Source organism: Thalassospira sp. MCCC 1A03138, assembly GCF_002115785.1.
Classification (GTDB): domain Bacteria; phylum Pseudomonadota; class Alphaproteobacteria; order Rhodospirillales; family Thalassospiraceae; genus Thalassospira.
The window spans coordinates 547,190-572,321 of record NZ_JFJY01000002.1; the positions used below are offsets into that span (position 1 = coordinate 547,190).

The 25,132-nt window shown below is 52.5% G+C and carries 25 protein-coding genes and 1 tRNA gene; 13 read left to right on the top strand and 13 right to left on the bottom strand.

Annotated elements, in window-relative coordinates; genetic code table 11:
• Nucleotides 1-28: 28 nt before the first annotated feature.
• Together TH468_RS07380 and TH468_RS07385 are read right to left on the bottom strand one after the other, a co-directional pair.
• Nucleotides 29-1,060, bottom strand: coding sequence for a substrate-binding domain-containing protein (locus TH468_RS07380; protein WP_085642870.1), 1,032 nt, complete (start codon nt 1,058-1,060; stop codon nt 29-31).
• 72 nt (nt 1,061-1,132) lie between these two features.
• Nucleotides 1,133-1,945, bottom strand: coding sequence for a tetratricopeptide repeat protein (locus tag TH468_RS07385; RefSeq protein WP_246832248.1), 813 nt, complete (start codon nt 1,943-1,945; stop codon nt 1,133-1,135).
• 240 nt (nt 1,946-2,185) lie between these two features.
• On the opposite strand from TH468_RS07385, the gene TH468_RS07390 reads away from it, so the two are divergent.
• A complete protein-coding gene (locus TH468_RS07390; protein WP_085642872.1) occupies nt 2,186-3,091 on the top strand; it encodes an SDR family oxidoreductase in 906 nt (301 codons plus the stop codon).
• A 151-nt stretch (nt 3,092-3,242) separates the two neighbouring features.
• Nucleotides 3,243-4,250: a complex I NDUFA9 subunit family protein gene (locus TH468_RS07395; protein WP_085642873.1), complete on the top strand. Its 1,008-nt coding sequence runs from the start codon at nt 3,243-3,245 to the stop codon at nt 4,248-4,250.
• Between the two features lie 86 nt (nt 4,251-4,336).
• Here TH468_RS07395 and TH468_RS21595 read toward each other — a convergent pair whose 3' ends face one another.
• From TH468_RS21595 to TH468_RS07410, 3 genes are all read right to left on the bottom strand, one after another.
• Complete coding sequence (locus tag TH468_RS21595; protein WP_168177092.1) at nt 4,337-6,484, bottom strand: methyl-accepting chemotaxis protein; 2,148 nt, start codon at nt 6,482-6,484, stop codon at nt 4,337-4,339.
• A 114-nt stretch (nt 6,485-6,598) separates the two neighbouring features.
• Nucleotides 6,599-7,384 (bottom strand): cobalt-precorrin-6A reductase, encoded by a 786-nt coding sequence (locus TH468_RS07405; protein WP_085642875.1) that lies wholly within the window; start codon nt 7,382-7,384, stop codon nt 6,599-6,601.
• 26 nt (nt 7,385-7,410) lie between these two features.
• Nucleotides 7,411-8,544, bottom strand: a complete 1,134-nt coding sequence (locus tag TH468_RS07410; RefSeq protein ID WP_085642876.1) for a cobalt-precorrin-5B (C(1))-methyltransferase — start codon at nt 8,542-8,544, stop codon at nt 7,411-7,413.
• 235 nt (nt 8,545-8,779) lie between these two features.
• Here TH468_RS07410 and cobA point away from each other — a divergent pair, with 235 nt between their 5' ends.
• From cobA to TH468_RS07445, 7 genes are all read left to right on the top strand, one after another.
• Nucleotides 8,780-9,649: a uroporphyrinogen-III C-methyltransferase gene (gene cobA / locus TH468_RS07415; protein WP_085642877.1), complete on the top strand. Its 870-nt coding sequence runs from the start codon at nt 8,780-8,782 to the stop codon at nt 9,647-9,649.
• A 78-nt stretch (nt 9,650-9,727) separates the two neighbouring features.
• The gene (locus tag TH468_RS07420) at nt 9,728-10,516 is read left to right on the top strand and encodes a sulfite exporter TauE/SafE family protein (RefSeq protein ID WP_085643051.1); all 789 of its coding nucleotides are present in this window, start codon (nt 9,728-9,730) and stop codon (nt 10,514-10,516) included.
• Between the two features lie 156 nt (nt 10,517-10,672).
• On the top strand, nt 10,673-11,293 hold the full coding sequence (locus TH468_RS07425) for an SCO family protein (RefSeq protein ID WP_085642878.1): 621 nt from the start codon (nt 10,673-10,675) through the stop codon (nt 11,291-11,293).
• Between the two features lie 42 nt (nt 11,294-11,335).
• Nucleotides 11,336-12,673 carry a cobyrinate a,c-diamide synthase gene (locus tag TH468_RS07430; RefSeq protein WP_085642879.1) on the top strand — a complete coding sequence of 446 codons (1,338 nt, stop codon included), beginning with the start codon at nt 11,336-11,338 and terminating at the stop codon, nt 12,671-12,673.
• An 82-nt stretch (nt 12,674-12,755) separates the two neighbouring features.
• A complete protein-coding gene (locus tag TH468_RS07435; RefSeq protein WP_085642880.1) occupies nt 12,756-13,217 on the top strand; it encodes a YcgN family cysteine cluster protein in 462 nt (153 codons plus the stop codon).
• Nucleotides 13,218-13,400: 183 nt separating this feature from the next.
• A complete protein-coding gene (locus TH468_RS07440; RefSeq protein WP_085642881.1) occupies nt 13,401-14,891 on the top strand; it encodes a PAS domain-containing methyl-accepting chemotaxis protein in 1,491 nt (496 codons plus the stop codon).
• Nucleotides 14,892-15,083: 192 nt separating this feature from the next.
• Nucleotides 15,084-15,836 carry an MBL fold metallo-hydrolase gene (locus TH468_RS07445; protein ID WP_139328086.1) on the top strand — a complete coding sequence of 251 codons (753 nt, stop codon included), beginning with the start codon at nt 15,084-15,086 and terminating at the stop codon, nt 15,834-15,836.
• 79 nt (nt 15,837-15,915) lie between these two features.
• On the opposite strand, the gene TH468_RS07450 is transcribed toward TH468_RS07445, so the two are convergent.
• The 6 genes from TH468_RS07450 to TH468_RS07475 all read right to left on the bottom strand — a co-directional run bounded on the left by TH468_RS07450 (nt 15,916) and on the right by TH468_RS07475 (nt 20,619).
• On the bottom strand, nt 15,916-16,182 hold the full coding sequence (locus tag TH468_RS07450; protein WP_007088354.1) for a DUF1150 family protein: 267 nt from the start codon (nt 16,180-16,182) through the stop codon (nt 15,916-15,918).
• Between the two features lie 16 nt (nt 16,183-16,198).
• Nucleotides 16,199-16,702, bottom strand: a complete 504-nt coding sequence (locus tag TH468_RS07455) for an Hsp20 family protein (protein ID WP_007088353.1) — start codon at nt 16,700-16,702, stop codon at nt 16,199-16,201.
• 236 nt (nt 16,703-16,938) lie between these two features.
• The gene (locus tag TH468_RS07460; protein WP_085642882.1) at nt 16,939-18,609 is read right to left on the bottom strand and encodes an adenylate/guanylate cyclase domain-containing protein; all 1,671 of its coding nucleotides are present in this window, start codon (nt 18,607-18,609) and stop codon (nt 16,939-16,941) included.
• Between the two features lie 192 nt (nt 18,610-18,801).
• Entirely contained in the window at nt 18,802-19,527 is a 726-nt protein-coding gene (locus tag TH468_RS07465; protein ID WP_063092150.1) for a gamma-glutamyl-gamma-aminobutyrate hydrolase family protein, read from the bottom strand.
• 206 nt (nt 19,528-19,733) lie between these two features.
• Nucleotides 19,734-20,183, bottom strand: a complete 450-nt coding sequence (locus TH468_RS07470; protein WP_085642883.1) for a DUF6691 family protein — start codon at nt 20,181-20,183, stop codon at nt 19,734-19,736.
• Nucleotides 20,184-20,187: 4 nt separating this feature from the next.
• Nucleotides 20,188-20,619, bottom strand: coding sequence for a YeeE/YedE family protein (locus TH468_RS07475; RefSeq protein WP_085642884.1), 432 nt, complete (start codon nt 20,617-20,619; stop codon nt 20,188-20,190).
• A 120-nt stretch (nt 20,620-20,739) separates the two neighbouring features.
• Here TH468_RS07475 and TH468_RS21600 point away from each other — a divergent pair, with 120 nt between their 5' ends.
• On the top strand, nt 20,740-20,883 hold the full coding sequence (locus TH468_RS21600) for a hypothetical protein (protein WP_156487995.1): 144 nt from the start codon (nt 20,740-20,742) through the stop codon (nt 20,881-20,883).
• A gap of 46 nt (nt 20,884-20,929) precedes the next feature.
• Nucleotides 20,930-21,904, top strand: coding sequence for a methyltransferase domain-containing protein (locus TH468_RS07485; protein ID WP_063092149.1), 975 nt, complete (start codon nt 20,930-20,932; stop codon nt 21,902-21,904).
• A 110-nt stretch (nt 21,905-22,014) separates the two neighbouring features.
• On the opposite strand, the gene TH468_RS07490 is transcribed toward TH468_RS07485, so the two are convergent.
• Both TH468_RS07490 and TH468_RS07495 read right to left on the bottom strand, forming a co-directional pair.
• A tRNA-Ala gene (locus tag TH468_RS07490) sits at nt 22,015-22,090 on the bottom strand.
• A 100-nt stretch (nt 22,091-22,190) separates the two neighbouring features.
• Entirely contained in the window at nt 22,191-22,496 is a 306-nt protein-coding gene (locus TH468_RS07495) for an FYDLN acid domain-containing protein (protein WP_007088347.1), read from the bottom strand.
• A gap of 344 nt (nt 22,497-22,840) precedes the next feature.
• On the opposite strand from TH468_RS07495, the gene aroA reads away from it, so the two are divergent.
• Nucleotides 22,841-24,187, top strand: a complete 1,347-nt coding sequence (gene aroA, locus TH468_RS07500) for a 3-phosphoshikimate 1-carboxyvinyltransferase (RefSeq protein ID WP_085642885.1) — start codon at nt 22,841-22,843, stop codon at nt 24,185-24,187.
• A 103-nt stretch (nt 24,188-24,290) separates the two neighbouring features.
• Nucleotides 24,291-24,935, top strand: coding sequence for a (d)CMP kinase (gene cmk / locus TH468_RS07505; protein WP_085642886.1), 645 nt, complete (start codon nt 24,291-24,293; stop codon nt 24,933-24,935).
• Nucleotides 24,936-25,132 lie beyond the last annotated feature (197 nt).

The window sequence follows — 25,132 nt, forward strand, 5'->3', positions numbered from 1 at the left end:
GTCGTTTTGCCAATTCATTTGTGCGCGCTCAGTTCCCGACGAATTTCTTTGCCCCGGCAATGGCGTCTGCACGTTCATCATCGGGCAGCGGGACCAAGCCATTTTCGGCAAGCAGGCCCTCCTCGCCAATCACCGTGTCCGAGGTATAGGTCGAAATGAACGAGCCAAGCGTTCTGACCAGTTGCTGGTGATCATCCTTAACATACAGGTAAAGGGCGCGCGATCCAGGATAGCTTCCGTCAAGGATCGTATCGTAATCGGGGGCAACGCCATTGATCGATACACCCTGCATGGTGTCGCGATTGCGGTCCAGGTTGTTGAAACCCATAATGCCGTAAGACTTCGGGTCTTTCTCAAGTTTGCTGATGACCAGACGATCATTTTCACCGGCAGCGATATAGGCACCGTCTTCGCGGATGGTGCGGCATAGAAGGCGGAAGCTTTCGGGGTCGCTGGCTTCGAGGCTGGCGATGTCACTGAAAGTTGCGCATCCCTTATCCATGAGAAGCTGTCCCATAAGGTCGCGTGTACCCGATGTCGGCGGCGGACCATAGACGCGTATCGGAATATCCGGCAGGTCGGCATCGATATCGGACCATTTGACATTCGGATTGGGAACGCTTGCACCCTGAACCGGGACAGTACGGGCCAGTGCCAGATAAAGCTGCCGTGCGGTCAATGACATGGTCGGTGCATTACGTCCTCCCATAAGCACGATGCCGTCGTAACCGATCTTGATTTCGCTGATATTGCGTACCGAATTGGCGGCACAGATGGCGGTTTCTGACCCGGTGATCTGGCGCGATGCATCAACAATATCGGGATATTCCGCACCGATCCCGCCGCAGAACAGTTTAAAACCGCCACCAGAACCGGTGCTTTCAACCACCGGGGCGGGTTCACCGGTGGTCTTGCCGAAATATTCGGCGACCTTGGTGGTCAGCGGAAAGATGGTCGAAGAACCGACAATTCTTATCTGGTCACGCGCTTGCGCAGTGTTTGCGGCAAGCATCATGGATATGGACGCGGCGATGGCGGTCGTGGCAATCAAACGACGCATGGGGTCCCCCGGCTGAAAATCTGGCGATATGGTCCCGAAACCAGTGGGCACATATCAAGTACGGATCAGAACCTATTCCGATCCGGTTTGAACATCCATCTTTTCTATATTCGCTCTTGCCGCATCAGCGACAGGGGTTCCGTTTGAATTTTCTATGACAGCTAGATAATCCTGACGCGCAAGGTCATTGTCTTTGTTGATCCGGTGCAGGTTGGCACGTTCAAAAAGCGCCTGAATATTTTTGGGCGACAGTTCCAGCGCGCGTTGGATATCGGCCATGGCAAGGTCATAGGTTTCAAGCATACGCCATGCGGTGCCGCGATAAATCAGGGCTTCGACATTGTCCGGATCAAGATCAAGCGCGTTGTTAAGGTCATCGATTGAATCCCAATACTGACCGGCCATGCCAAGTACCATTGCCCTATCAACCCAAAGGGTCGGATCGTTTTTAACAATGCCAAGTGCTCGAGACTGGTCGCGCCAGGCAAATTCCAGATTTCCCGCCATCATCCAGCTTTGTCCGGCCTGGGCCAAAAGCCCGGCGACAACCTGTTGGGGGGATGTGCTTTCATCGGCAAGTGCATCAAGGCGGGTTGCGGCTTCTTCGTATTTTTCAAGTGCAATCAGGGCGACCGCAACGCAATGTTTCGCCGGTTCACCGCCGCCCATATCGCGCCATGCGATGGCGCTTTCAAAACCGTCTTCGGGTTTCAGGCGGGCGAGTTTCAGGCAGTCCTGATATTGTTTGGCATCCTCCGCGCTCATATCCGTGCCTTGCGCCAAGGCTTGCCTTTGCAGACCGAGCGAAACCAGAACCATGCCAAACAAAGTCATCGTAACAAGGGATGATGCGCGCAGGGTTTTGCGTGCAAGCAGTTCAGACATGATTGGCCTTTCAGTTTGGCGTTGGTTGCAAGGCGGATCGATAATGATCAGCATATGCGGATGTTATCAATTCTGACCAGAAGCCGTTTATAAGGGCCGCATTCCAAATCATGAAAGCGGCAAGAAAATGATTGTGATTTCAAAGTTTCCGAAAACCGACCGGAAAGCTTTTGTCATGGGCGCTCGGGGTCGATAGTGTTCCACACACAAAGATAATCGCCCCGGCATATGGATTTGATAATGACCGAAAAGCTGTTTTGCTTCGGATTGGGATTTTCAGCGCGCCTTGTCGCCAATCAGCTGAGCGAGGAAGGTTGGAAAATTGCCGGTACCACGCGTAGCGCAGAAAAGGCAGAAGTACTGCGCGCGCAGGGGATCAAGCCCCATATTTTTTCCGACGACGCACCGGTGGCCGACATTCGCGATGCCCTGAAAGGTGTCACGCATGTCCTGATTTCTGCACCGCCGGGTGGAAATGGTGATCCTGTTCTGGCCCATCATGCCGGTGATCTTGCCGCGCTGCCGGGTGGTACATGGATCGGATATCTGTCGACAACAGGTGTTTATGGCGATTACGACGGTGCGACCGTCACGGAAGATGACGACCTGATGCCAAGCGGCAAACGTGGTCGCAGACGGGTGGCCGCAGAAAAGGCATGGTTCGATCTGGGGCAGCGTCATGATCTTTGTGTGCAAAGTTTCCGATTGGCCGGGATTTACGGACCGGGGCGTAATGCCCTGGAAACGGTTCGATCCGGACGGGCGCGGCGGGTTGTAAAGCCCGGGCAGGTTTTTTCACGTATCCATGTCGAAGATATTGCACAGACGGTTCTGGCATCCATCAAACGTCCGAATGCCGGTGCAGCTTATAATGTGTGTGACGATGATGCCGCTCCTCCGCAGGATGTGATTGCGTATGCCTGTGGTTTGCTGGGTATGGACCCTCCGCCGGAGGAAGATTTCAAGACGGCATATCTGAGCCCGATGGCTGCAAGCTTTTATGAAGATAACAAGCGGGTTGCCAATGACCGGATCAAGGCCGAACTTGGTGTGAAGCTCCGTTTTCCCGACTACAAGGCGGGTTTGTTGGCGCTTCATGATGAAATATTGGCCAAAATCAACGGGGGCGGGACACATGCGCTTTAAAAGCGCATTGTTGACGCACCCTATGGGTCGTATATAACCGCTTAGGAATTTTGATCGGGCCGATATCCGCATTTGGCCCTGATGGTACCCAGCGCCGGATCGTGATGGCGGGATCATCGCGACATCATCGGCCGGCAAGGAGAGAGCAAGCATGGATCGTCGTATCGTAACCGTTTTTGGCGGCACCGGATTTGTCGGGCGTCATATCGTCAAGCGTTTGCTTGAGCGTGACTTTATCGTCCGCGTTCCGACCCGCAGCTTTGAGCGCGTCAAGAAACTGAAGCCGATGGGCTATCTTGGGCAGGTGGTTCCGGTACATTGCGATGTTCGCAATGAAGAGTCGATCAAAGGCGCGATTGAAGGTTCGGAAGCGGTGATTAACCTGCTGGGCATTCTATATCAGCGCGGCAGCAGCAGCTTCATGAATATCCATGTCAAAGCAGCCAAACGTATTGCCGAAGAAGCCAAGGCATGTGGTGTGAAAACCTTTCTGCATATGTCGGCGCTTGGTGTGGATAAGAACCCGTATGCGCTTTATGCGACTTCGAAACTGGCTGGTGAAAAAGCTGTTCGCGCAGCCTTCCCGGATGCGGTGATTTTCCGTCCGTCGGTTATCTTTGGTCCGGAAGACAATTTCCTGAACCAGTTTGCCACTATGGCGCGCTATTCCCCGGTTTTGCCGGTTATTGGTGCGCCAGGCCTGCCGAAGGTCGAACTCGATAAAGGCAAGGTCGACATGCTTGGCGATGGTGGTCCGAAATTTCAGCCGGTCTATGTTGCCGACGTAGCCGAAGCGTTCGTAACGGCACTGGTCGAGGGCAAATCTGCTGGCAAGACCTATGAGTTGGGTGGGCCGGAAGTATACAGCTTTATGGGACTTCTGCGCGATATGCTGCAGATGACCCGTCAACGCGCCATTCTGATGCCGGTGCCGTTCTGGCTGGCGTCGATCAAGGCGTTTTTCCTGCAATTCCTGCCAAAACCGCTTTTGACCCCGGATCAGGTTCGTCTGCTTAAAACCGACAATGTCGTTTCCGACGGTGCCGAAGGTTTTGCCGAGCTTGGCATTACGCCCAACAGCGTTGAAGCAATTGCGCCGACCTATCTGAAGCGTTTCTGTCCGCCGCGCAAAAGCGGTGAGTTCCGGCGTTTCGTCTAAGCACTAAATCTTTCAGAACTGATATTAAAACCCCCGACGATCATTTCGGCGGGGGTTTTTGCTGATTTCAGGCATTCTCAAGCAGCCTAACCGGCGCGAACACGGGCTACAAAGCTGTTGGCTTCGTCTTGCAGACGATGGGCCTTTTGCAGAAGCTCTTCGGCAGTGTTGCGGGTTGAGCCTGACAGGTCCTGAACCGCTTCGGCGGCACGTGATACATTGAGCATGTTTTCAGACACGTGACGCACACCGTTGGCGGCTTCTTCCGATCCGCTGGCAATCTCGGCCGTGGCAGAACCCTGTTGACGCATGGCGGCTGCGATCGAGCTTGAGATCGTATCGATTTCGCCGATAGTCCGGGCGATGGTCGAAATCATCTCGACGGCTTCGCTACTGACCGAACGCATTTCTTCGATCTGCTTGCCGATATCCTCGGTTGCACGCTGAGTTTGGGATGCCAGATTTTTGACCTCGTTTGCGACCACGGCAAACCCCTTGCCGGCGTCACCGGCTCGCGCGGCTTCGATGGTAGCGTTAAGGGCCAGCAGGTTGGTTTGGTCAGCAATGGTCGTGATCAGTTCAATGACTTCGCCAATGCGATTTGCCGTGTCAGACATCTGGCGAACGGTTTCATCAGATTTGCGGGCTTCGGAAACGGCAGCGCGGGAAACTTCCTCCGCCTTGGAAACCTGTCGTTCGATTTCGGCAATCGATGCAGACAGTTCCTCGGTCGCGGACGAGACCGAGCTGACATTCTGGGATGCATTCTGGGATGCTTCGCTGACTTCGATTGCACGGTGAACGTTGTCACCGGCGTTATGTGCCATGTTGTCGGCCGCATCGCGCATGTCACCAACCTGGGACAGCAGTTCCGTGACCAACCCATTGACGGAGCTTTCAAAGCCGTTCGCCATTTCCAGCAATGCTTCGCGACGTTGTTGTTCCGCACGAATTTCTGCGGCTTTGTTTTCTTCCCGAAGACGTTCTGCTTCCTTCGCGTTTTCCCGGAACAATTCGACTGCAGATGCCATATCTGCAATTTCGTCGCTGCCATGATCGGTTACCGGTGTTTCAAGGTCTCCTTTGGTCAAGCGATCCATGGCAACGTTCAATCCGATCAGACGGGCCAAAAGGTTGCGTTGGACATAAAGCCATATGATCAGTGCAGAAATAATCAGTGCTACGGTCGCAACCCCGATCATGATATTTTTTGCAATGCCGATGGTGGTTGTAACCCCCTGATTGGCATCGTTGATTTTCGCGCGCATATCTTCCAGAAGTCGTTGCGCGGTTTGGCTCATTTGTTGGGATGTCTCTGTTGTTTGCGTCAACAGATCGGTCAGCAAAGCTTCGCTAACGAATTCGTTCTGACGCAAATTGAACAGATTATTACTGCCGTTCGATGTCAGACCATTTGCAATTGTTTCAACCGACGATCTTGCCGTTTCGCGATCTTCATCCGACGGAATTTCATCTGAGCCACTTTGCATTTGGGGGATAAGCGGCGTTGATAAATTCTTGATCTTGTCGAGTTCTTCGGGGCTGCTTGCCGTGAAAATCATGCGGGCCAGTGCGGGAATCTTAAGTGCCACTGCGCGCAGTTCCAGCATGTTCTTTGTTGTTGGCGCGTCCTCTCCGCGAAGCGTATTCAGCGTTTGAAAGACTTCTCTGGTTTTCTCCGGATTGCGGACCAGGCCATATAGCTGGCTTAAGTTGTTTTCCAGATTGCTGTTCGCCATGTCACTGGCGCTGATTGTGATCGATTCAATTTCATTCACAGCGCGAATGATGTCACTCATGATAAGTTGACGCGTTTTCTGCGTGTCAAATCGTGACTTCATGATATCGGACAAGCTATTAATATTATTGATCATCTTCCCTGTTTGTTGGGAGAATGAGCTTAGTATTTCGCCATCAATATCGTATCTGGCCAACTCGGCGATTTGATCGTTCATGCGATTTTCGATCATGCCGAGTGCTTTGGTCGTGTTTTCCAACTGTGCTTCTGATTGCGCAGTTGTGACACGACGCGCCATGCCGGTGACGGCATCGCTAAACGCGCTTAGTTCCTGGCCGGAAATCAGGGCCGGGATAGCTTCTTCTGCTACGACTTTTTGCTGTTGTTCTGTAATTTGGAAAGAAAAAACCGCTAGGGCGGCGGCACATACAGCGAGCAAGGCGATTGGCACAATTGCCAGCATCAGCCTTCCGCGCAAACCAATTTTGCCGGTCATGACAATTCCCATTAAAGGATTTCAGGGTGTCGGCGGCTTATTTTGCCCTTCTCGACTGTTGTTGCTTGGACCGCCCTGAAAGGTCCAAATCACGAGAAGAAATATCTTTTTGAGTCAGTGTTTTGCAAGCGTATTTCTGATTTTTTCTATTATTTCTTGTGTTTTCTCTGCTTGTTCAACCGGAGCTGCGCCGGGCCGTTCAACCATGATGATCGGTATGTTCAGTTCGCGGGCAGCCAGAATCTTGGCTTCGGTGGCGTCACCGCCGCTATTTTTGCTGACGATGACATCGATGTTATGGCGTTGCAGAAGTTCGATTTCCCCTTCGACCGTGAAGGGACCACGGGCAATCAGCCATTCACCCAGAGTCAGATTGAATGGATCTTTGGGAGACTCGACAGTCCGCACAAGCAGCCATGTTTTTTCCAAGCCTTCGAAATGGGCAAGATCCTTGCGTCCGCTGGCGATCAAGGCGCGTTTTCCGTGTTCGGGCAGGATTTGAGCTGCCTCTGCGAGGCTTCTGACGATGATCCAGCGGTCTTTATCCGTTTTTTGCCATGCTGACCGCTGAAACTGAATGCAGGGTGTCGCCACCGCGTGACAGGCTTGGGCAATGTGGCTGGATATCTGTGTGGCATAGGGGTGAGTTGCATCGATCACGAGATCGATTTTTTCCGAACCCAGATAGGATATGATGCCTTCGGCTCCGCCAAAACCACCAATGCGGACGGGGATGCCATCCGGTAATCTTGGGGCACTGGTACGACCGGCAAAAGAAAGCTGCAGACGCACATCTGATCCGAATTCCTGTAACAGATCAGCAGCGATACGGTTGGCATCCCCCGTGCCGCCAAAAATAAGAATGTTCAGCGGGGTTTCTCTGTTTCGAGGGGGAGTCATATGTTGCGGGCCTGTTCTTGTTCATTTTAAAGGTTCGGGTTTGTGCCTTTGGCAGGCAGAAAGGCGTCAAAATCACCATGTCCGGCACGGGCGATGATCCTGCCAACACGATCAACAACGACAATTTCGATGGCGGAAGCGCCGTCGATGGTTGCGCGGGCGGTTTCACCAGCCTGAAGGGCAATGGTGCGTGCTATATCAACGTTTCTGGATGAGCAAAGTTCCAGAACCTGTTTGGCCGTATTTGCGTTGGCAATTTCAGATACCAGTTCGGCATCACCGCCAAGTGCGGCAACTGTATCAGAGAGCTTGTTGAAATCGACTTCGGACCGGCTGCTATGCAGATCCATATGGCCCTGCGCCAGTTTGACCAGTTTGGCAAATCCGCCTGAAATTGTGATATAATCGACTGGATGGCGACGCAGATATTTTAGCATGCCGCCAACAAAGTCGCCCATATCCAGGATCGCCTCGTCCGGCAGATTATAAAATTGCCGAATGGCTGCTTCGGACGTTTTGCCGGTGGCCCCGGCAACATGTTTGCGGCCGGTGGCGCGCGCGACATCAATGCCACGATGGATGGAATGAATCCACGCCGAACAGCTGAATGGAATCACCACGCCGGTGGTTCCCAGTACGGAAAGACCGCCAACAATTCCCAGTCGCGGGTTCCAGGTTTTCAGAGCGATTTCCCGCCCGCCGGGAATGGAAATTTCAATTTCGACATCGGTAGTCGCGTTAAACCTGTTTGCCAGTTCGACGATTTGCTGTGTCATCATTTCGCGCGGTTTGGGGTTGATCGCGGCTTCGCCCACCGGGATGGGCAGGCCAGGTTTCGTAATCATCCCGACACCGTCGCCGGCATGGAAGGTGATGCCGGACCCCTGTTGTCCATGGCGGATTGTTGCAATGATTTCCGCGCCATGGGTGACATCGGGATCATCGCCTGCATCCTTGATCACGCTTGCCCGTGCCCAGCCATCGCCGGTTTCAGCCTTGATCAGGTTAAAGGATGGTGTTTCACCCCGGGGAAGGATGATGGTGACCGGATCAGGAAATTCGCCAGACAACAGCGCTTGCCACGCCGCGTGGGTTGCCGCGGTGGCACAGGCCCCCGTTGTCCATCCCTTGCGTAGTGGTCCGTCCGGTTTTCGGGTCATGGGGCGGGCGATCCCGGTTTATGGCTTTGAAGATTTGGGTTAACCATTATTATGGCACCACGCATTTTTTGACAAAGCTCATATATTAAACATTATAAATGATGTGGTATTAGGTAAATAACGAAAAAAATACGGATTAATATGTTGGACGTAGCACCAAGATGCTGTTTAACATATCCAAACGATCCGGTCCTGCACAGATGGACCAGTTGGCTGAGAGATAAAGAATTCCGCAATGACGACACTTGGTCTTGATTTTCCGGTATTTGAGCCGGGTTGGGTTTGGCTGGTCGGCGCAGGTCCGGGTGATCCCGGTTTGCTGACGCTTCATGCTGTCAATGCGATGCAGCAGGCCGATATTGTTGTCTATGATGCGTTGGTTGATGACCGGATTCTCAATCTTTTGCGTTCGGATGCCAAGCGTGTTTATGCCGGGAAGCGCGGTGGTCGGCCGTCTTCAAAGCAAACGGATATATCCCTGCAGCTTGTTGATTACGCCAAGCAGGGCTTAAGGGTTCTGCGGCTTAAGGGTGGTGATCCGTTTGTTTTTGGTCGCGGTGGTGAAGAAGGTCTGACGCTGGTTGAACATAATGTGCCGTTCCGGGTCGTGCCAGGTATTACGGCGGGGATTGCCGGTGCGGCCTATGCCGGGATTCCAACAACGCATCGTGATTGCAATTCATCGGTAACCTTTGTCACAGGCCACGGTTCAAGTGGCGAAATGCCCGATAACATTAATTGGGCGGCTCTTGCCAAAGGGGCGCCGGTATTGGTGCTGTATATGGCGATGAAGCATTTGCGCCGTATTTCATCGGAACTGATGGCCAATGGACGATCCGGTGACGAACCACTTGCGGTTATCAATCAGGCAACAACCCCCAATCAGGGCATTCTGATTTCAACGCTTGCCAATGCGGCCGATGATGTCGAAAAAGCCGGTGTGGAACCGCCGGCAGTTTGTATTCTGGGCAAGGTGGTCGACTTGCGCGACCGGTTGAACTGGCTTTCGCCGCAGGATGACGTCAAAGCGGTTCGGTATGTGCCGTTCGAACAGGTCCTTGATCTTATTACCATGCCGGTGGATACGAACGTTTCCAAATCCTGAGTCCCGGATTGATCTATATCGTTGTTCTCAATGGATCGGCGCGTCACAATCGACGCAACTGATCATTCCGGGTGGATCATGGACGAACAACAGATACTGATCCGCATCATCGAAAGCGGCTGGGCACAATGCACCACGGTCCTTCAAGAGGACAGTGGTGTTTTGGCGACGGCACTGATTGCCGGACTTGTCGGCAGTGCCACGCACTGTGTCGGGATGTGTGGGCCATTTGTGATCAGTCAGGTCACGTCGCGCATGGAAAAGCTGCCGCTTGAAAAGATGAGCGAGCTTCGCCGACTTACCGGGGCCGCCTTATTGCCTTATCAGTTTGGCCGATTGACGACCTATACCCTGCTTGGTGTGATGGCGGGCTTTTTCGCCGATAGCATCACGGTGCTGACCAAAATCTGGTGGTTGGGGCCTATGTTGCTTTTGTGTGCGGCACTTTTCTTTCTGGTCTTTGGGGTAATCGGTCTGGTGCCACATCTTGCGGGGCCGTTTCCAAACGTGGCTGGAGGAAATGCTGCGGGGGCATGGTGGAACCGTGTGGTTGGTGATCGAATCAAACCGCTATTTGGTGCGCCATTTGGCTGGCGGGGTTATCTGCTGGGGATCATGCTTGGGTTTATCCCATGTGGCCTGATTTATGGTGCGCTGGTTCTCGCGGCCGCAGGTGGCAACGCATTGACCGGCGGATTTGTCATGGCGGTATTCGGGCTTGGCACCGTGCCGATGCTGTTTGCAACGGGTGTGATCGGCCAGTATGCCACCCGACGTTTTCGTGCTTTTATGGCACCGGTTGGGCGGGGCCTTATGGTCGTTAACGCTGTCATCCTTGCCATGCTGGCATTTCATCAGATCGGATAATTTTGAGAATTCGCAATGACGTCATTGTGAGCCGTGGCACAGTTACGGGTCTTGCATGATCGTTTTGCGGATTTATAGTGCCCGCAAGACAGTGGCTTATTTATCCGGTTGATTGGCGCAGGCTTGTAATCCCGGAACAAAAGGACAGGTAACGGCGTGAGCAAGAAAACACTTGTGATCATTCTGGCGATTGCGCTGGTTCTCGGTATTGGTCTGACCTATCGATTGATGATGATGGGATCGGAAACGACGTATTCCGGTTCGGGGACTGCGGCGATCGGCGGGCCGTTTGAACTGGTTGACCAGAATGGCCAGACCCGCACTGAACAGGATTTCCGCGGGAAATACATGCTGATTTATTTCGGCTATACCTATTGCCCGGATGTGTGCCCGACCGAATTGCAGGTGATGGGCAATGCGCTTGATGCACTTGATCCAGAAATTGCCAATGAGGTAACGCCGGTCTTTATTTCGGTTGACCCGGAACGCGATACGGTTGATGCGATTGCGGCCTATGTTCCGCATTTTCACGAACGTATGGTTGGCCTGACCGGAACGCTTGAACAGACTACAGCCGCGGCAAAGACTTTCCGTGTGTATTACGCCAAGGCATATGCCGATGGGGAATCAAAGGATTCGGATGCCTATCTGATGGATCATTCGTCCTTTGTGTATCTGATGGGACGTGATGGGTCATTTATCCGTCACTTTAATTACGGAACAGCCCCGGAAGATATGGCAAAGGGCATTACCGAGGTCGTTAAGAAGAACGGATGATTACCGCGTTTCTGTTGCGGCATTCAGGGAAACCGGAAGAATATGGAATTATCTGCAATGCAGCTTCCGGGCCTGATTATTGCCGCACCTTCGTCAAATAGCGGCAAGACGGTTCTGACGCTTGGCCTTTTGCGTGCACTTGCCAATCGGGGTGTTCGTGTTACAGCGGCGAAAACCGGACCGGACTATATAGACCCGGCATTTCAGGCCGCGGCGTGTCGAGAAAAATGTATCAATCTTGATCCCTGGGCGATGTCCGGTGATCAGATCGTTGCGCTTGCCCAGCGGCAGGCCGGGGACAAGTCCCTTCTTCTGTGTGAAGGTGTGATGGGCCTGTTTGACGGGGCGGCGGACGGTAGTGGATCGACTGCCGATCTTGCGGCGATGATGAACTGGCCGGTTGTGCTGGTTATTGATGTCAAGGGGCAGTCGGTATCGGCTGCCGCGGTGATCGCCGGGTTTGCCAGTTTTCGCAAGGATGTGAAGATTGCGGCTGTGATCCTAAACCGGGTTGGCAGTGATCGGCACCGTGTGATGATCGAAACGGCGTGCCGCGAACATCTTCCGGAAATTCCTGTGATCGGGGCGGTCCGGCGCAGTGATGCATTATCGCTGCCCGAACGGCATCTTGGCCTTGTGCAGGCAGGCGAATATGACGCGCTTGATGTGTTTCTTGATCAGGCGGCCGGCATTATTGCCGAGGATGTCAATCTTGATCAGTTGATCGGTCTGGTAAGCGGGAGGAAACTTGCGGTGGGGTCTGGTAATGGTTCGGATGCGGTCATCGGTATCCCGCCATTGGGGCAGCATATCGCCATCGCGCGGGACACGGCCTTTGCCTTTGCCTACCCGCATCTTCTTGAAGACTGGCATCGTCAGGGGGCGGAATTATCTTTCTTTTCACCGCTTGCCGATGAAACCCCCAGCAATGGGGCGAACGCGGTCTATCTGCCGGGCGGTTATCCGGAGCTGCATGGTGAACGATTGGCGAGAGCAGGGAATTTCAAAGCGACTCTTGCGGTGATGGCAGCCAAAAATACCCCGATCTATGGTGAATGCGGTGGCTACATGGTGCTGGGCGAGGCACTGATTGATGCGTCAGGCCAACATCACGAGATGCTTGGGCTTTTGCCCCTTGTGACGAGCTTTGCGGATCGCAAGCTGCATTTGGGATATCGAACACTGGTTTTGTCCGAGGCCACAGCTTTGGGGGCGGTTGGAACGATCCTTCGCGGGCATGAGTTTCATTATGCCTCGACAATCAAAGCCGATGGTACGCCCCTTGGAAATATGGCTACGGCAACTGGTGATGACCTTGGCAGCGCCGGTTTGATGAAGGGCAGTGTTTTCGGCTCGTTCTTTCATCTGATCTGCCAGTAGTTTCGGTTGGCGATCTTTACAGCTTGAAAGCCCGCCATATGATACAATTGAACAATAAAATGATTGCCGGACGAGAGAGACGATGAAAGAGCCGACGCATGAGGCAGACAAAGCCCGGTTTTGGGAATCCAAGACGTTGGAGCAGATGACGCCACAGGAATGGGAAGCCGTTTGTGACGGTTGCGGCAAGTGCTGTCTGCACAAACTTCAGGACGAAGATACCGACTTTGTCTACTACACATCAGTCGCCTGTCGATTGCTGGATTGCGAAACCTGCAGCTGCAAGGATTATCCAAATCGAACCCAGCATGTGCCTGACTGTGTGCAACTTTCGCAGGAAAACGTCACGACATTGTCCTGGATGCCATCAACATGTGCTTATCGTTTGATGGCTGAAGGAAAAGGATTGCCTGACTGGCATCCACTTATTACGGGGCGCTCAGATTCTACGATCTCGGCCGGAATGTCGATTAAGGGAATGGTGATCTCGGAGGATGACGCACACCCTGATCTGACCCGATATATTGTAAAATGGCCTGCTTGAAGGCGTAACCCAGAGTAGATGCACCTATGCCAAAATAGGTGGTTGATTACTTCTTAAGTATAAGTATCCTGCAAACCGAACAATTGTGCGGCATGTGCGCAATTGTTCGGTTTGTTTTTATACATGCCTATAAATGACCGGGTTTGTAGTTAGAGATCCGGACAGCACAAGGAAGATATCCGGATGGGTTTTGCGTCACTTTTCAATAATGGCAGTTCGCAGGAAGGGCAGCAGATTGTAAATGCGCTGAGCCTGTCGATGGCCGTTATCGAGTTTTCGATCGATGGCAAGGTTTTGACTGCCAACGATAATTTCCTGAAGACAATGGGATTCTCGATTGAGGAGATTGTTGGTCGGAATCATTCGATGTTCGTCCCGCGTGAAATCAGCAGTAGTGAAGAATACCGGAAATTCTGGGAACAGCTTCGCAACGGCAAATTTTCGTCCGGTGCGGTGCCGCGTGTGCGCAAAAATGGCGAGATGATTTGGCTTGAAGCGACTTACAACCCGATTCTTGGCAAAGACGGAAAGCCGACGAAGGTCGTCAAATTTGCATCCGACATTACAGCGCGTCGCGTTGAGCGTGCAGTCCTGCAAAGTGTATTTGATGCGATGGAAAAATCGCAGGCCGTGATTGAGTTTGACCTGAACGGCATTATCCTTAAGGCAAACAAGAATTTTCTCGATACCATGGGATACAGTCTCAATGAAATTATCGGCAAGCATCACAGCATGTTTGTTGAGCCAGCATATCGTGACTCTGCTGAGTATCGCTCGTTCTGGGAAACCCTCAAAACCGGGAATTTTCACACTGGCCAATTCAAACGTGTCGGCAAGGGTGGCAAGGAAATTTGGATTGAAGCGTCCTATAACCCGGTGCTTGATCCGGTTGGAAAACCTTTCAAGGTGATCAAGTTCGCGACAGATATTACTGAGCAAACCCTTCTGTTGCTTGAGCTTAAGACCATGATTGATCAGAACTTTACCGAGATCGATAGCAACATTGCAGCCTTGGGCAATTCGGCCAATCAAAGTGTCAGCACGTCGGAGGAAACCTCGCAAACGGTGCAGACTGTAGCGGCCAGTGCGGAGCAGATGGCGGCATCGATTGCAGAAATTTCGCGCAGCATGGCGCAGTCACGTGATGAAACGGAGCGCGCGTTTGATCAGACGATTAGTGCCAACAATTCTACCCAGCGAATGGCGGAAGTTGTCGAATCGATGGGAAGCATTGTTGAAGTCATTCAGGACATTGCCGGGCAGATTAACCTGTTGGCACTGAATGCGACGATCGAAAGTGCACGTGCAGGCGACGCCGGCAAGGGATTTGCAGTTGTTGCCAACGAAGTCAAAAATCTTGCCAATCAGGCGGCTCGTGCGACCGAGCAGATTTCCGATGAAATTTCGGGCATTCAGTCAATATCGTCCGAGGTTGTCGGTGCTCTTGAAACCATCCGTCATTCGGTAGAAACGGTGCGGGACAGTGTCACCAACATATCCTCGGCGGTAGAGGAACAGAGTGCGGTGACCGAAGGTGTTTCGGAAAACATGCGGTTGATGGCTGGTGCGGTTGATGGTCTTTCCCGAAACCTTGATAACATCAAGTCTACCACGGGAATGGTTGCCGACTCGGTCAGTCGGACGCGCAAGGCCGCGGAAGTTCTGGCGCGTTAACCGTCTGATTTCCTATACAGATGTATCGAACTGCAGGATGGCCGATGCATTCGGCCGCCCAGTTTTGTTTGTGCGGTGACGGTTTTGAGACTTTATCGCGAAAACAAATCTGAACAGCTTGCCTAATGTTCATTGTCTCAGCAAAAATAGACACTCATTGCAAATGATCCGCAAACAACGCGGTGACGGGGAATGTCGAGTGAATATATGCGCATAGATGTTCTGGGTGTTGGCGAGGCATTCGATCCCGCCTTTGAAAACTCATCCGTCGTGGTGAGTGCAAATGGCTATAGGCTGATGATCGACTGTGGGGCAACAGTGCCCGGATTGCTGATGCGCAAGTTTCCCGATCCGGATGCCATTGATGCGATTTATTTCACCCACATGCATCCCGATCACGTTTTCGGACTGGTGCCGGTTATGCTGAACTGGCGCGATGACGGTCGATCAAAGCCGATCCATATCATTGCGACACCTGCGGTACGCAATCATCTGGAAAAGATCATGGAGCTTGGCTTTGCCGGGCTTGGAAGTGCGTGGCCGTTTGAAATTATCTGGCATGCGGTGCCGGAAACCACGCAGATAGGTCCGTTCGAAACCAAATTTGCCCGTTCCGATCACAGCGTTCAGAACCATGCAATTTTGCTGCGTTTCGAAAATAAGGGTTTTGCCTATTCCGGTGACGGTAACGTGACAGCCGATACTACAGCGCTTTTTACCGCTGCTGATCTGGTGTTTCAGGAAACATATTTGCCCAAGCATGATCCAAAACATGCCGCGCACTGCGATTTGGAAACTGTTCTGCAATTGGCATCTGATATGCCCGGATCACGTTTCTGGCTCTATCACATCAAACGTGATGTAAGACGCGAGATCGCCGAACTTCTACGCGAAAATCCGCAGGTACGGGTTGCCGTACCTGGCGAAGTGATCGAAATCCGTTAGGGTGACGCCTCATCAAACCCAGCAAAAAGGCAGCCCATCGGCTGCCTTCTGATTTCCGCGATATCCTGATCGGGTCGTCTTAGTGAACCGAACGCGGGTCCATGTCGTGCTGGCGGATTGCCGCATGGGCTACGGCCTGACTTTCGAACGATGCGATATGGGTACCATCGGCGGTAAATACCCCAAAGACCGTTTCGTTGCTCTCGTCTTCAGGATTGGCCATCGCGCGCACATAAGCAAAATCGTGAATGCCAAGCATGGCAAAATCACCAGACGAAAGCAGGTTCAAATCCTGTTCCGCGCCGCGGGTTTCTTTGGTCTCATGGTCTGAGATGCGATTGCTCATAAAACCACTCTCCTTGTTACGCCTTGCGGCTTTTATCTTCGACCGCGTCTGCGCCATTTTCAGCATCGACGGTCATATCTATGGTGCGTGACGAGACGGCTTTCTTCTTGGCAGAGTTGATCGCAATTTCACGTACCACCGGTTCAGGAACCGGACGGTTCAAATCCACATGCAAAAGACCGTTATCAAGATGGGCGCCAACAACTTCAATACCCTCGGCCAGTACAAAGGAACGCTGGAATTGGCGGGATGCTATACCGCGATGGATATAGATGCGGTTGCTGTCGTCTTCCTGATGCTTGCCACGAATAATCAACTGGTTGTCTTCGGTCGTTACCGACAGATCGTCTTCGGCAAATCCTGCGACCGCGACCGTGATACGCAGATGGTTTTCGCCGATTTGCTCGATATTATAAGGCGGATAGCCTTCTGCCTTGGTTTTGGAAACCTGATCAAGAACACGTTCGATCTGGTCAAACCCCAACAGCAGCGGACTGTTAAACATTGAAATTCGTGACATAGGCAGCACCTCCTCAGTAGAGCGAGTGTGATATCGACCAGACCCCACGCTTTTGGCGTTTCGGGCGTCTGAACATCTGACCCGACCCGTTCGGCATCAGACATATCTATCTAATCGAATAAATGTGGTTTTCTATCGCATAGTCAAGACCCGGATTGATACTGTAACCGCGGAAACCTTGGGAATATGCGATATCAGACCTGTGTAATACGCAGATCATGACCGATCAGAGATGATCATACAACGCGTTCCGGCAGTTCGGGCATATTTTCCAGTGCATAGTAGGCAACAGTCTGATCCTTTCCGCGCAAGGCCACTTCATGCATCACCGCATTTTCAGGTAATGGAATCGGCCCATGGTCGAAAATTGCTTTTGATATCACCAACGGCACACCATGCTTTTTGGTCTGGCTTTCCAGTCTTGCCGCCGTATTGATCGTGTCGCCGATGGCGCTGATGTTTTCGCGGCCGGGTGGCCCCATTTCGCCAACAATCGCTTCGCCCATGTGAATGCCAATACCGATGCGTAATGTATGCGGAAGCTCTGATTTCAAATGTTCATTCAGATTTTCGATTCGGCGCAACATCCCCGCCGCCCCGTGAAGGGCATCACGGATCATGGTTTCCGTATCGTCCGTATCAAGACCGTAAAGCGCCATCAGGCCATCACCGGTGAACTGGGCATAGAGCCCGCCACTTTCGCGTAAGGCTTCTGTCATTTCGGCAAAAAACTGGTTCAGGATGAACAGTACATCGTAGGGCATTTTCTTTTCGCCCAAACGTGTCGAATCCCGAAGGTCGGTGAATATGGAAACAACCTGACGTTCGCTACCGGACAAACCGCCGGGGCGGCGTCCATCCTGTGCGGTGGCGTTCGGCGGCAATAACGGCGCAACCGCAAGATCGTTTACCGGCTTGATCTGGCAGGCCAATCGCATACCACGCGGCGCGTGGATGCTCTCAAGCGCGGCTGCTTCGATCTTGCCGGGGGCTGCAAGCTGATCAATGCCCGATCCGCAATGGATGCGGCATGTCGTGCAACGACCATGTCCGCCACAAACCGATGCCATCTGCACACCGGCATCGCGAAGGGCTTCAAGTGCCGTTGCCCCGGGGGCGACGCGGATCAGCTTGCCGTTGGGCATCAATAGCATCGGTCCGCGTTTGATGCGATCAACGGTCTGGCGAATTTGCCGCACGACAAAGGGTGCCAAAGCCAGAGAAATGGCAATTATCGTGCCTGGGAGAAGTGCATTTTCATAAAATTTTACTGCCGCGTCATTGACGTTTGCGGCATCCAGAACACCAAAAACATATTTGCGTCCGCCTTCTTCGGTCCGGCGAATGATTTCAGCGGATGCCGCGCCAAATCCGGCCAGTGCCAGTGTCGGGACAAGTACTGCTGATGCGCCAAGCACACCGCGCCAACGCGGGTAAAATGGCTTTAATCGCAGCCAGAAATGAATACCGATACAACCATGGGTCCAGACGACAATTACAGCGATTGCATGCAATACGCCCTGGCCCGGAATAAACACGGCAAGATCAAGCAAAACACGTTCAAACGCCGAATCGACACCAAATCCGAGGTCGATGATCCGCGTTGCGATTATATGGCGGAACAATAGAAATGGAATGCACAGACCAAGGATCATCTGTGTCCATTCGGATTTGCGCAGGCGCAGGGAGCGCCTGCTGGTCAGTCGCGCTGTCGCCAGAAGGAAATGCGTGATCGCAGCGCATAAAAGAAGAATTTCCAGCGGTGGGAATTGCCAGATACCGGTTGTAACCGGGACGATGGCTTCCATTGCTTCGGGCGAAATGATGCCAGCGGCCTGATTGATCAGATGCATGAAGACATATGCAAACAGCGTCAGACCGGAATAAAGCCGTAAATTCTGGATCATGGCATTCCATTTTACTGGCAGAAATTTTGCTAAAGTCCAGTATCAGGCGCAATCATAAACAAATCGTATTGCGGAATGTTCTGAAAACTTCCAGCCGGTTGCGCATGCATCACTATATCTTGAAACGCAAAACGGACCGCCATCGAAATGCCGCGGTCCGTTATAAGGGGATAATGCCTTCCCGATCCTGGGTCAGGCGGCTTTAACCGCCCGATTACCCCGCAGGAAATTGAGCATCCATTTGGCAAACAGTTGGCTATCAAGCTTTTCGTCAAGTGACTTGGTTGCCTTTGAATGTACGTCTTCGGGCAACAATGTGTATCGTGCCTTCAGCAATGCTTCTTCATAGGGGCGCTGGAATTCCGGATGCGGCTGGATCGAAGCAGCGGTTTCGCCGTATTGAATAGCGGCATAGGGGCAGAATTCGGAGCTTGCCCAAACATTTGCGCCTTCGGGCAATTCTATCACCTGATCCTGATGGAATGCGTTCAGCTTGAACTTGGCCGGCGCATTTCCAAGCCAGATCGGGGCCGTTTTGCTGGTGGTGTATTCATGAACACCAATACCCCAGCCTTTGTCAGATTTGACGACCGTGCCACCAAGGGCGGCGGCCAGAATCTGGTGACCAAAGCAGACCCCGAAAACAGGAATTTGTGCGGCGACGATATCGCGAAGCAATTCCTGCAAACGGATCATCCAGGGTTCGTTTTCATAAACACCATGCTTTGATCCGGTCACAATCCAGGCATCGACGGCATTCAGGTCTTCGGGGAATTGATCCAAAAGTACAGTCCAGGTCTGGAAGGCAAGCTCGGGATCCAATGCGCCAAGCATGGTTTCGAACATGGATGGATAGCTTTTGAATTCATCGCGAAGTTCTTCCGGAACAAGACCGGTTTCAAGAATGCCGATTTTCATGCGAGGCCTTTGAAATCATACTGTGATGTTGTTTTGCACATATGCCAGTGTCGCTGCAAAGACAAGCATGTTGCAGCAAGATTTCAGGCTTTCCAGACTAGTCGCCACAAATTTTGAATGCTAACAGATTGATTTCCCTGCGAATGGCAATTTGTGGCGTATGGCTGGTTTGCGTGGCGCACTTGCCATAAAGGTTAAGGTTTTCGCTATTTTTGCGCGATTGCGGCCTGATCCAATGTGTTCATCATCAGTTTATGCACGATCATTCCGGCGATCATCGCGATCACAAAAATGATTGTTTCGATATGCCCAAAGGCAAGCGCACTAATCGCGGGACCCGGGCAATAGCCAACCATGCTCCACCCAATGCCGAACAATAGCCCGCCAATAACCAGATTGCGGTCAATGTCGCGTCGTTTCGGCAGTTCTATTGTCCCGCCGCAAATGGCAGTTCTGCGGGATTGGGCAAAGCGAAATATCGGGAATGCGATAACAAGGGCACCCGCCATGACGAACGCAAGGCTGGGGTCCCAGTTTCCGGTCTGGATCGCTGCGATATCAAGGAAACCAAGAACCTTTTGGGGGTCTGTCATCCCCGAAATGATTAGGCCCAAGCCGAACAGGGCGCCACAGAAAGCAGAAGCAAGAATACGCATTGATTTAGCCCCCGATAACATGACGAATGACAAAGGTACTGGCCATGCCCGCGCCCATGAAACACAGGGTGGCGACCATTGATCGTGCTGACAGACGCGACAGGCCGCAAATTCCGTGTCCGCTGGTGCAGCCACTGCCAAGTCTCGTGCCAAACCCGACGATCAAGCCGGCTGCAATAATGACCGGCCATGAAGCGCTTACAATGCTTTGGGCATCGATCAGGGTGAGGGCCAACAGGATCATTGGAGCAATGATCATGCCAGAGATAAAGGCAAGTTTTTCAACGCGACCCGATGTCGGGCCTTTGCTGGTAAGCAGGCCTCCAAGGATGCCGCTGATGCCTGCAATGCGGCCATTGAGCAAAAGGTAAAGGCCTGAAGCCAGTCCGATCAGCGCACCACCCAGAAGTGCGGAATAAGGCGTAAAGTTTTCCATCTTGTTTCCCGGCAGCAAGAGGTTGAGGTAAATATTTATATTAATACATTATGTTTTAATCAAGTTATTCTGGTGATCGCCCGGATCATCCAAGACTATTCATCAACTGCGAAGTTTGTCGTGAATTCTGATGCAGAGGGACCAGATAAAATGATTTTGCAGCGTGCAAAAGCGATAAAATTAGATAAACATCTGATTTTAAATGATATTATCCATATTGCCAAAAGCGCGGATTCAGCTGATATAGCGATGATCGAGTTTTGATGCTGCCGGTCATTTGGCCGGAGCCTTTTCGGATTTCTTCATATACATGAGCAAAGATCGTTTGTTGGCCAGTCGGCGGCTTGATGTCGCGCTGGCGCTTGTCGGGCAGAATGATACCGAGGCCGCAATCGATGTGACCCGGGCGGCAATTTCGGCTGATCCCGATTGGGAAGAAGCACATTTTGTGCTGGGCGATATTTTCGAACGCATGGGACAGCACGAAAATGCGATCGAAGCTTTTCGTCAGTGCCTTGCTCTTGATCCGGTTGACCGTATGGGAGCCGAAGTTCGACTGACTTTGCTGGGTGCGGTTGCCATGCGCGATCGCTTGCCGCCTGATTATGTTCGGGCCCTGTTTGACGACTATGCACCACGTTTTGAAATCTCGTTGCGGGATCGCTTGGCCTATCGTGGGCCGGAGCTTCTTTTTGAAGCCATCCGGCCATACTTGCCGGAATTGTTGCGCCCGTTGCGGGTTCTTGATCTTGGTTGCGGTACAGGATTGGTCGCGGACGTTTTTGCGGGCCATGTTGACGTGATTGACGGTGTCGATCTATCGCCGCGCATGATTAACCGGGCAAAGGCAAAGGGTCTTTATCGAAATCTGATTGCCGGGGACATCACGGATTTGCCTGATGCGCTTGATCGCGACTATGGCTTGGTGGTTGCTGCTGATGTTCTGAATTATCTTGGCGATCTTGTCCCTGCGCTGCGGGCTGCCCACGAGCGGATTGTACCAGGTGGATTGATGGTTTTCTCACTTGAACATGGTGACACATTCCCGTTCGATCTTGGGCCGGGGCAAAGGTTCCGCCATCATGAACAGGCAATTCATGACTGGTTGAAAGATTGCCAGTTCAAAGTCATTGCCGATGTGATTGGAATTTTGCGACAGGAAAAGGGGAACCCTGTTTCAGGCCGTATTATGGTGGTTCGTGCAGGAGATGGTATCGCCGAATTGCTTGATGGTTTTGGACATCTTCCCGATCCGGAGCGTTCAATCGATCGCACCGTGCACTAAGCAGTATTTTGCATCCAGACGCTTTTGAAGGTCGTCCTTTGGACGGCCTTTTCATTTGGGAAAAGAATACTGAAACGACAAAACCCGTCGCTTTAGGCGACGGGTTTTGATGGTGGAGCCGATCAGGATCGAACTGACGACCTCTACAATGCCATTGTAGCGCTCTCCCAACTGAGCTACGGCCCCATTTTAGTCCGCGTCGCAACGATTTTGAGTGTTTCCGTTGCGGCGCGGGCGATATTTAGAAGGTTCACCAAATCTTGGCAAGACCTATTTTTAAAAAATCCTAGCGGTCGTCTTCGTCGCTTTCGACATGTTCGAGAACTTCGCCAAGATCATCGTCATCTTCACCAAGATCAGACGCATCCTCAAGGATATCGTCATCAATATCGGTGTCGACGTCGTCATCGAGATCGACGTCATCATCAAGATCTTCGTCTTCTTCCGGCTTCGGCTTTGCAACCGCGGCTTTCTTGATTTTGGTCACCCCGTCCGGGGTTGCGCATTTGGGGCACACGACCGGCGTACGATTCAAATCATAGTATTTGGTACCGCAGGCTTGGCAGTGACGTTTCTTACCGCGTGCTGACATTACGGCAAACCCTCTTAAATACCGTTTCATCAAAGAATGGGTTGAAGGCCGAATTCACCTTCTTCTAGTTGGCCCAATTGCCATCTTGGGGCGGGCTTGTCAAAAGGAAATTGTCCGATTTTATTCCAAGCCTCAAAAAGGCGGGATTCTGCGCTACGCGCCGCCATAAGCTTCAAGCAAAATTTGGCTTCGATACTGGTGCGTCAAAAGCGCATATGATACGAGTTTGCCCCCGGCAATCGAACGTACCATTTGCGCCTGGACTTGCGGCGGCATCAAGGTACGGTTCAATGGTCGGAAAACGATTATTTGATGGTCACAACAAGAATAGACAGGCAGGCCCGATGAGCTCTTCGCAGACCAAACGTCCGCTTCAATCGCTCAAGTCCCGTGCGCTTAAAGGCGATATCCGGGTTCCCGGCGACAAATCAATTTCCCATCGTTCCCTGATGTTTGGCGGTCTTGCCATTGGTGAAACGAAAATTACCGGCCTGCTCGAAGGTGAAGATGTTCTGGCGACCGCAGAAGCCATGCGCAAGCTTGGCGCGACCGTTAATCGCGATAATGACGGGACCTGGCATGTGACTGGTGTCGGGGTTGGCGCCTTGCGGGAACCCGATAGCGTCATTGACATGGGCAATGCGGGAACCGGTATTCGCCTGATGGCCGGGATTGTTGCGACCCATCCGATCACCACTTTCTTTACCGGTGATGCGTCGCTTTGCAAACGTCCGATGGGGCGTGTTGCCGACCCGCTTGCTGAATTCGGTGCGCAATTCATCACGCGTGAACGTGGTCGCCCACCGATGGCCGTCATTGGAACTGATGAAGCAAAGCCGGTGACCTATACGCTGCCGATGGCATCCGCGCAGGTAAAATCAGCCGTGTTGCTTGCCGGTTTGAATACCGCCGGAACGACCACAGTGATCGAACCGAAACCATCGCGTGATCATACCGAACGCATGTTGCGTCATTTCGGTGTCGATGTTGATGTCAGCATCAATGACGATGGCGGCCGCACTGTCAGCCTGATCGGTCCGGTTGAAATGAAGGCGGCTGATATTGTGGTTCCCACAGATCCGAGCTCGGCGGCATTCCCGCTGGTGGCGGCTTTGATCAATCCGGAGTCACAGGTTACCATCCGTGATGTCTGTTTAAACCCATTGCGAACCGGCCTGATCACGACGCTTATTGAAATGGGCGGCGACATCACAATCACCAACGAACGTGAAGAAGCCGGCGAAACCATCGGTGATCTTGTTGTTAGTGGTAAAAATCGCCTGACCGGCATTGTTGTGCCGGCGGAACGTGCGCCTTCAATGATTGACGAATATCCGGTGCTGGCTGTTGCTGCTGCTTATGCGCAGGGTGAAACCCGGATGTGCGGACTTGAAGAATTGCGGGTTAAGGAATCGGATCGTCTTGCCGCTGTGGCCGCGGGTCTGGCAGCAAACGGGATCATTCATCGTATCGAAGGTGACGATCTTATTGTTACGGGTGGCGATGTGCCGGGTGGCGGCATGGTTGAGACCCACCTTGATCATCGCATTGCGATGTCGTTCCTTGTTCTTGGACTGGGCGCGAATGATCCGGTTGCGGTTGATGATGCCAACCCGATTGCGACCAGTTTTCCGAGTTTCGAAGCGCTGATGCGCGAACTTGGGGCCAACCTTGCCCCGGCTGGTTCGTAATCTGTTTCGCGGGCGGGCTTCTCTATTCACATACCGGGGCTCGTAATGCCGTTATTGGCACACAAGTATTAAGTGACATCAAAACAAACAGGGGCACCCGCGCATGATCATCGCAATTGACGGACCGGCAGCATCGGGAAAAGGCACTTTGGCACGTCGAGTCGCCGGGGCAATGGACTATGCCTATCTTGATACCGGGCTTTTGTACCGGGCGACGGGGGCAAAGGTTTTGGCGCTTGGGCTTGATCCCTCGGACGAGGATGTGGCGGTCGGAGTGGCCGAAAAACTCGGCGCCAACGATCTTGACGGCCAAGAACTTCGCAGCGAAGAAGTCGGAAATGCAGCGTCAAAAGTTGCAGCGATTCCAAAGGTTCGCGCGGTGTTGCTAGCTTTTCAGCGCAACCTTGCCAGTAGCCCGCCTGACGGCAAACGTGGTGCTGTTCTTGATGGTCGTGACATTGGCACGGTTGTCTGTCCGGATGCCCCAATCAAGTTCTATTTGACGGCCAGTGTTGAAGAACGTGCAAACCGTCGGTTCAAACAGTTGCAGGAAAAAAATCCCGCTGCTATATACGAGCGCGTTCTCAAGGAGCTTGAAGAACGGGATGCTCGAGACAGTGCGCGGGACGTTGCACCGCTCAAGATGGCATCGGACGCAATCCACATCGATACGGATCGTCTGAATGCTGATGCGGTGTTTAATGCAGTCATGGCGCATATTCGGACCCATATGGGCGAGAATGACTGACACACGGGCATTTTAACCGTCAAGCGACAGAACGATCTCAGGGGTTGTTACCCTAAGGTGAACGACATGTGCGTTCACCTTTTCGTCTATGGAAAACCGTTTGGTTTTTCGCGAACGGGATCGGGAAATCGATTGGCAAAAACCCGCCACGATTTTGTGGCAAGACCATCGGATACAACCGATTGGCCGGAATAGTG

What these genes read in the sequence shown, in the direction of transcription:
- aroA (WP_085642885.1), top strand. Translation starts at nt 22,841, where the DNA reads ATGAGCTCTTCGCAGACCAAACGTCCGCTTCAATCGCTCAAGTCCCGT.
- TH468_RS07405 (WP_085642875.1), bottom strand. Translation starts at nt 7,384, where the DNA reads ATGACTCCCCCTCGAAACAGAGAAACCCCGCTGAACATTCTTATTTTT.
- TH468_RS07495 (WP_007088347.1), bottom strand. Translation starts at nt 22,496, where the DNA reads ATGTCAGCACGCGGTAAGAAACGTCACTGCCAAGCCTGCGGTACCAAA.
- TH468_RS07440 (WP_085642881.1), top strand. Translation starts at nt 13,401, where the DNA reads ATGGGTTTTGCGTCACTTTTCAATAATGGCAGTTCGCAGGAAGGGCAG.
- TH468_RS07455 (WP_007088353.1), bottom strand. Translation starts at nt 16,702, where the DNA reads ATGTCACGAATTTCAATGTTTAACAGTCCGCTGCTGTTGGGGTTTGAC.
- TH468_RS07485 (WP_063092149.1), top strand. Translation starts at nt 20,930, where the DNA reads ATGAGCAAAGATCGTTTGTTGGCCAGTCGGCGGCTTGATGTCGCGCTG.
- TH468_RS07385 (WP_246832248.1), bottom strand. Translation starts at nt 1,945, where the DNA reads ATGTCTGAACTGCTTGCACGCAAAACCCTGCGCGCATCATCCCTTGTT.
- TH468_RS07390 (WP_085642872.1), top strand. Translation starts at nt 2,186, where the DNA reads ATGACCGAAAAGCTGTTTTGCTTCGGATTGGGATTTTCAGCGCGCCTT.
- TH468_RS07445 (WP_139328086.1), top strand. Translation starts at nt 15,084, where the DNA reads ATGTCGAGTGAATATATGCGCATAGATGTTCTGGGTGTTGGCGAGGCA.
- TH468_RS07450 (WP_007088354.1), bottom strand. Translation starts at nt 16,182, where the DNA reads ATGAGCAATCGCATCTCAGACCATGAGACCAAAGAAACCCGCGGCGCG.
- TH468_RS07380 (WP_085642870.1), bottom strand. Translation starts at nt 1,060, where the DNA reads ATGCGTCGTTTGATTGCCACGACCGCCATCGCCGCGTCCATATCCATG.
- TH468_RS07470 (WP_085642883.1), bottom strand. Translation starts at nt 20,183, where the DNA reads ATGCGTATTCTTGCTTCTGCTTTCTGTGGCGCCCTGTTCGGCTTGGGC.
- TH468_RS21595 (WP_168177092.1), bottom strand. Translation starts at nt 6,484, where the DNA reads ATGACCGGCAAAATTGGTTTGCGCGGAAGGCTGATGCTGGCAATTGTG.
- TH468_RS07460 (WP_085642882.1), bottom strand. Translation starts at nt 18,609, where the DNA reads ATGATCCAGAATTTACGGCTTTATTCCGGTCTGACGCTGTTTGCATAT.
- TH468_RS07475 (WP_085642884.1), bottom strand. Translation starts at nt 20,619, where the DNA reads ATGGAAAACTTTACGCCTTATTCCGCACTTCTGGGTGGTGCGCTGATC.
- TH468_RS07420 (WP_085643051.1), top strand. Translation starts at nt 9,728, where the DNA reads ATGGACGAACAACAGATACTGATCCGCATCATCGAAAGCGGCTGGGCA.
- cobA (WP_085642877.1), top strand. Translation starts at nt 8,780, where the DNA reads ATGACGACACTTGGTCTTGATTTTCCGGTATTTGAGCCGGGTTGGGTT.
- cmk (WP_085642886.1), top strand. Translation starts at nt 24,291, where the DNA reads ATGATCATCGCAATTGACGGACCGGCAGCATCGGGAAAAGGCACTTTG.
- TH468_RS07435 (WP_085642880.1), top strand. Translation starts at nt 12,756, where the DNA reads ATGAAAGAGCCGACGCATGAGGCAGACAAAGCCCGGTTTTGGGAATCC.
- TH468_RS07430 (WP_085642879.1), top strand. Translation starts at nt 11,336, where the DNA reads ATGGAATTATCTGCAATGCAGCTTCCGGGCCTGATTATTGCCGCACCT.
- TH468_RS07410 (WP_085642876.1), bottom strand. Translation starts at nt 8,544, where the DNA reads ATGACCCGAAAACCGGACGGACCACTACGCAAGGGATGGACAACGGGG.
- TH468_RS07395 (WP_085642873.1), top strand. Translation starts at nt 3,243, where the DNA reads ATGGATCGTCGTATCGTAACCGTTTTTGGCGGCACCGGATTTGTCGGG.
- TH468_RS07465 (WP_063092150.1), bottom strand. Translation starts at nt 19,527, where the DNA reads ATGAAAATCGGCATTCTTGAAACCGGTCTTGTTCCGGAAGAACTTCGC.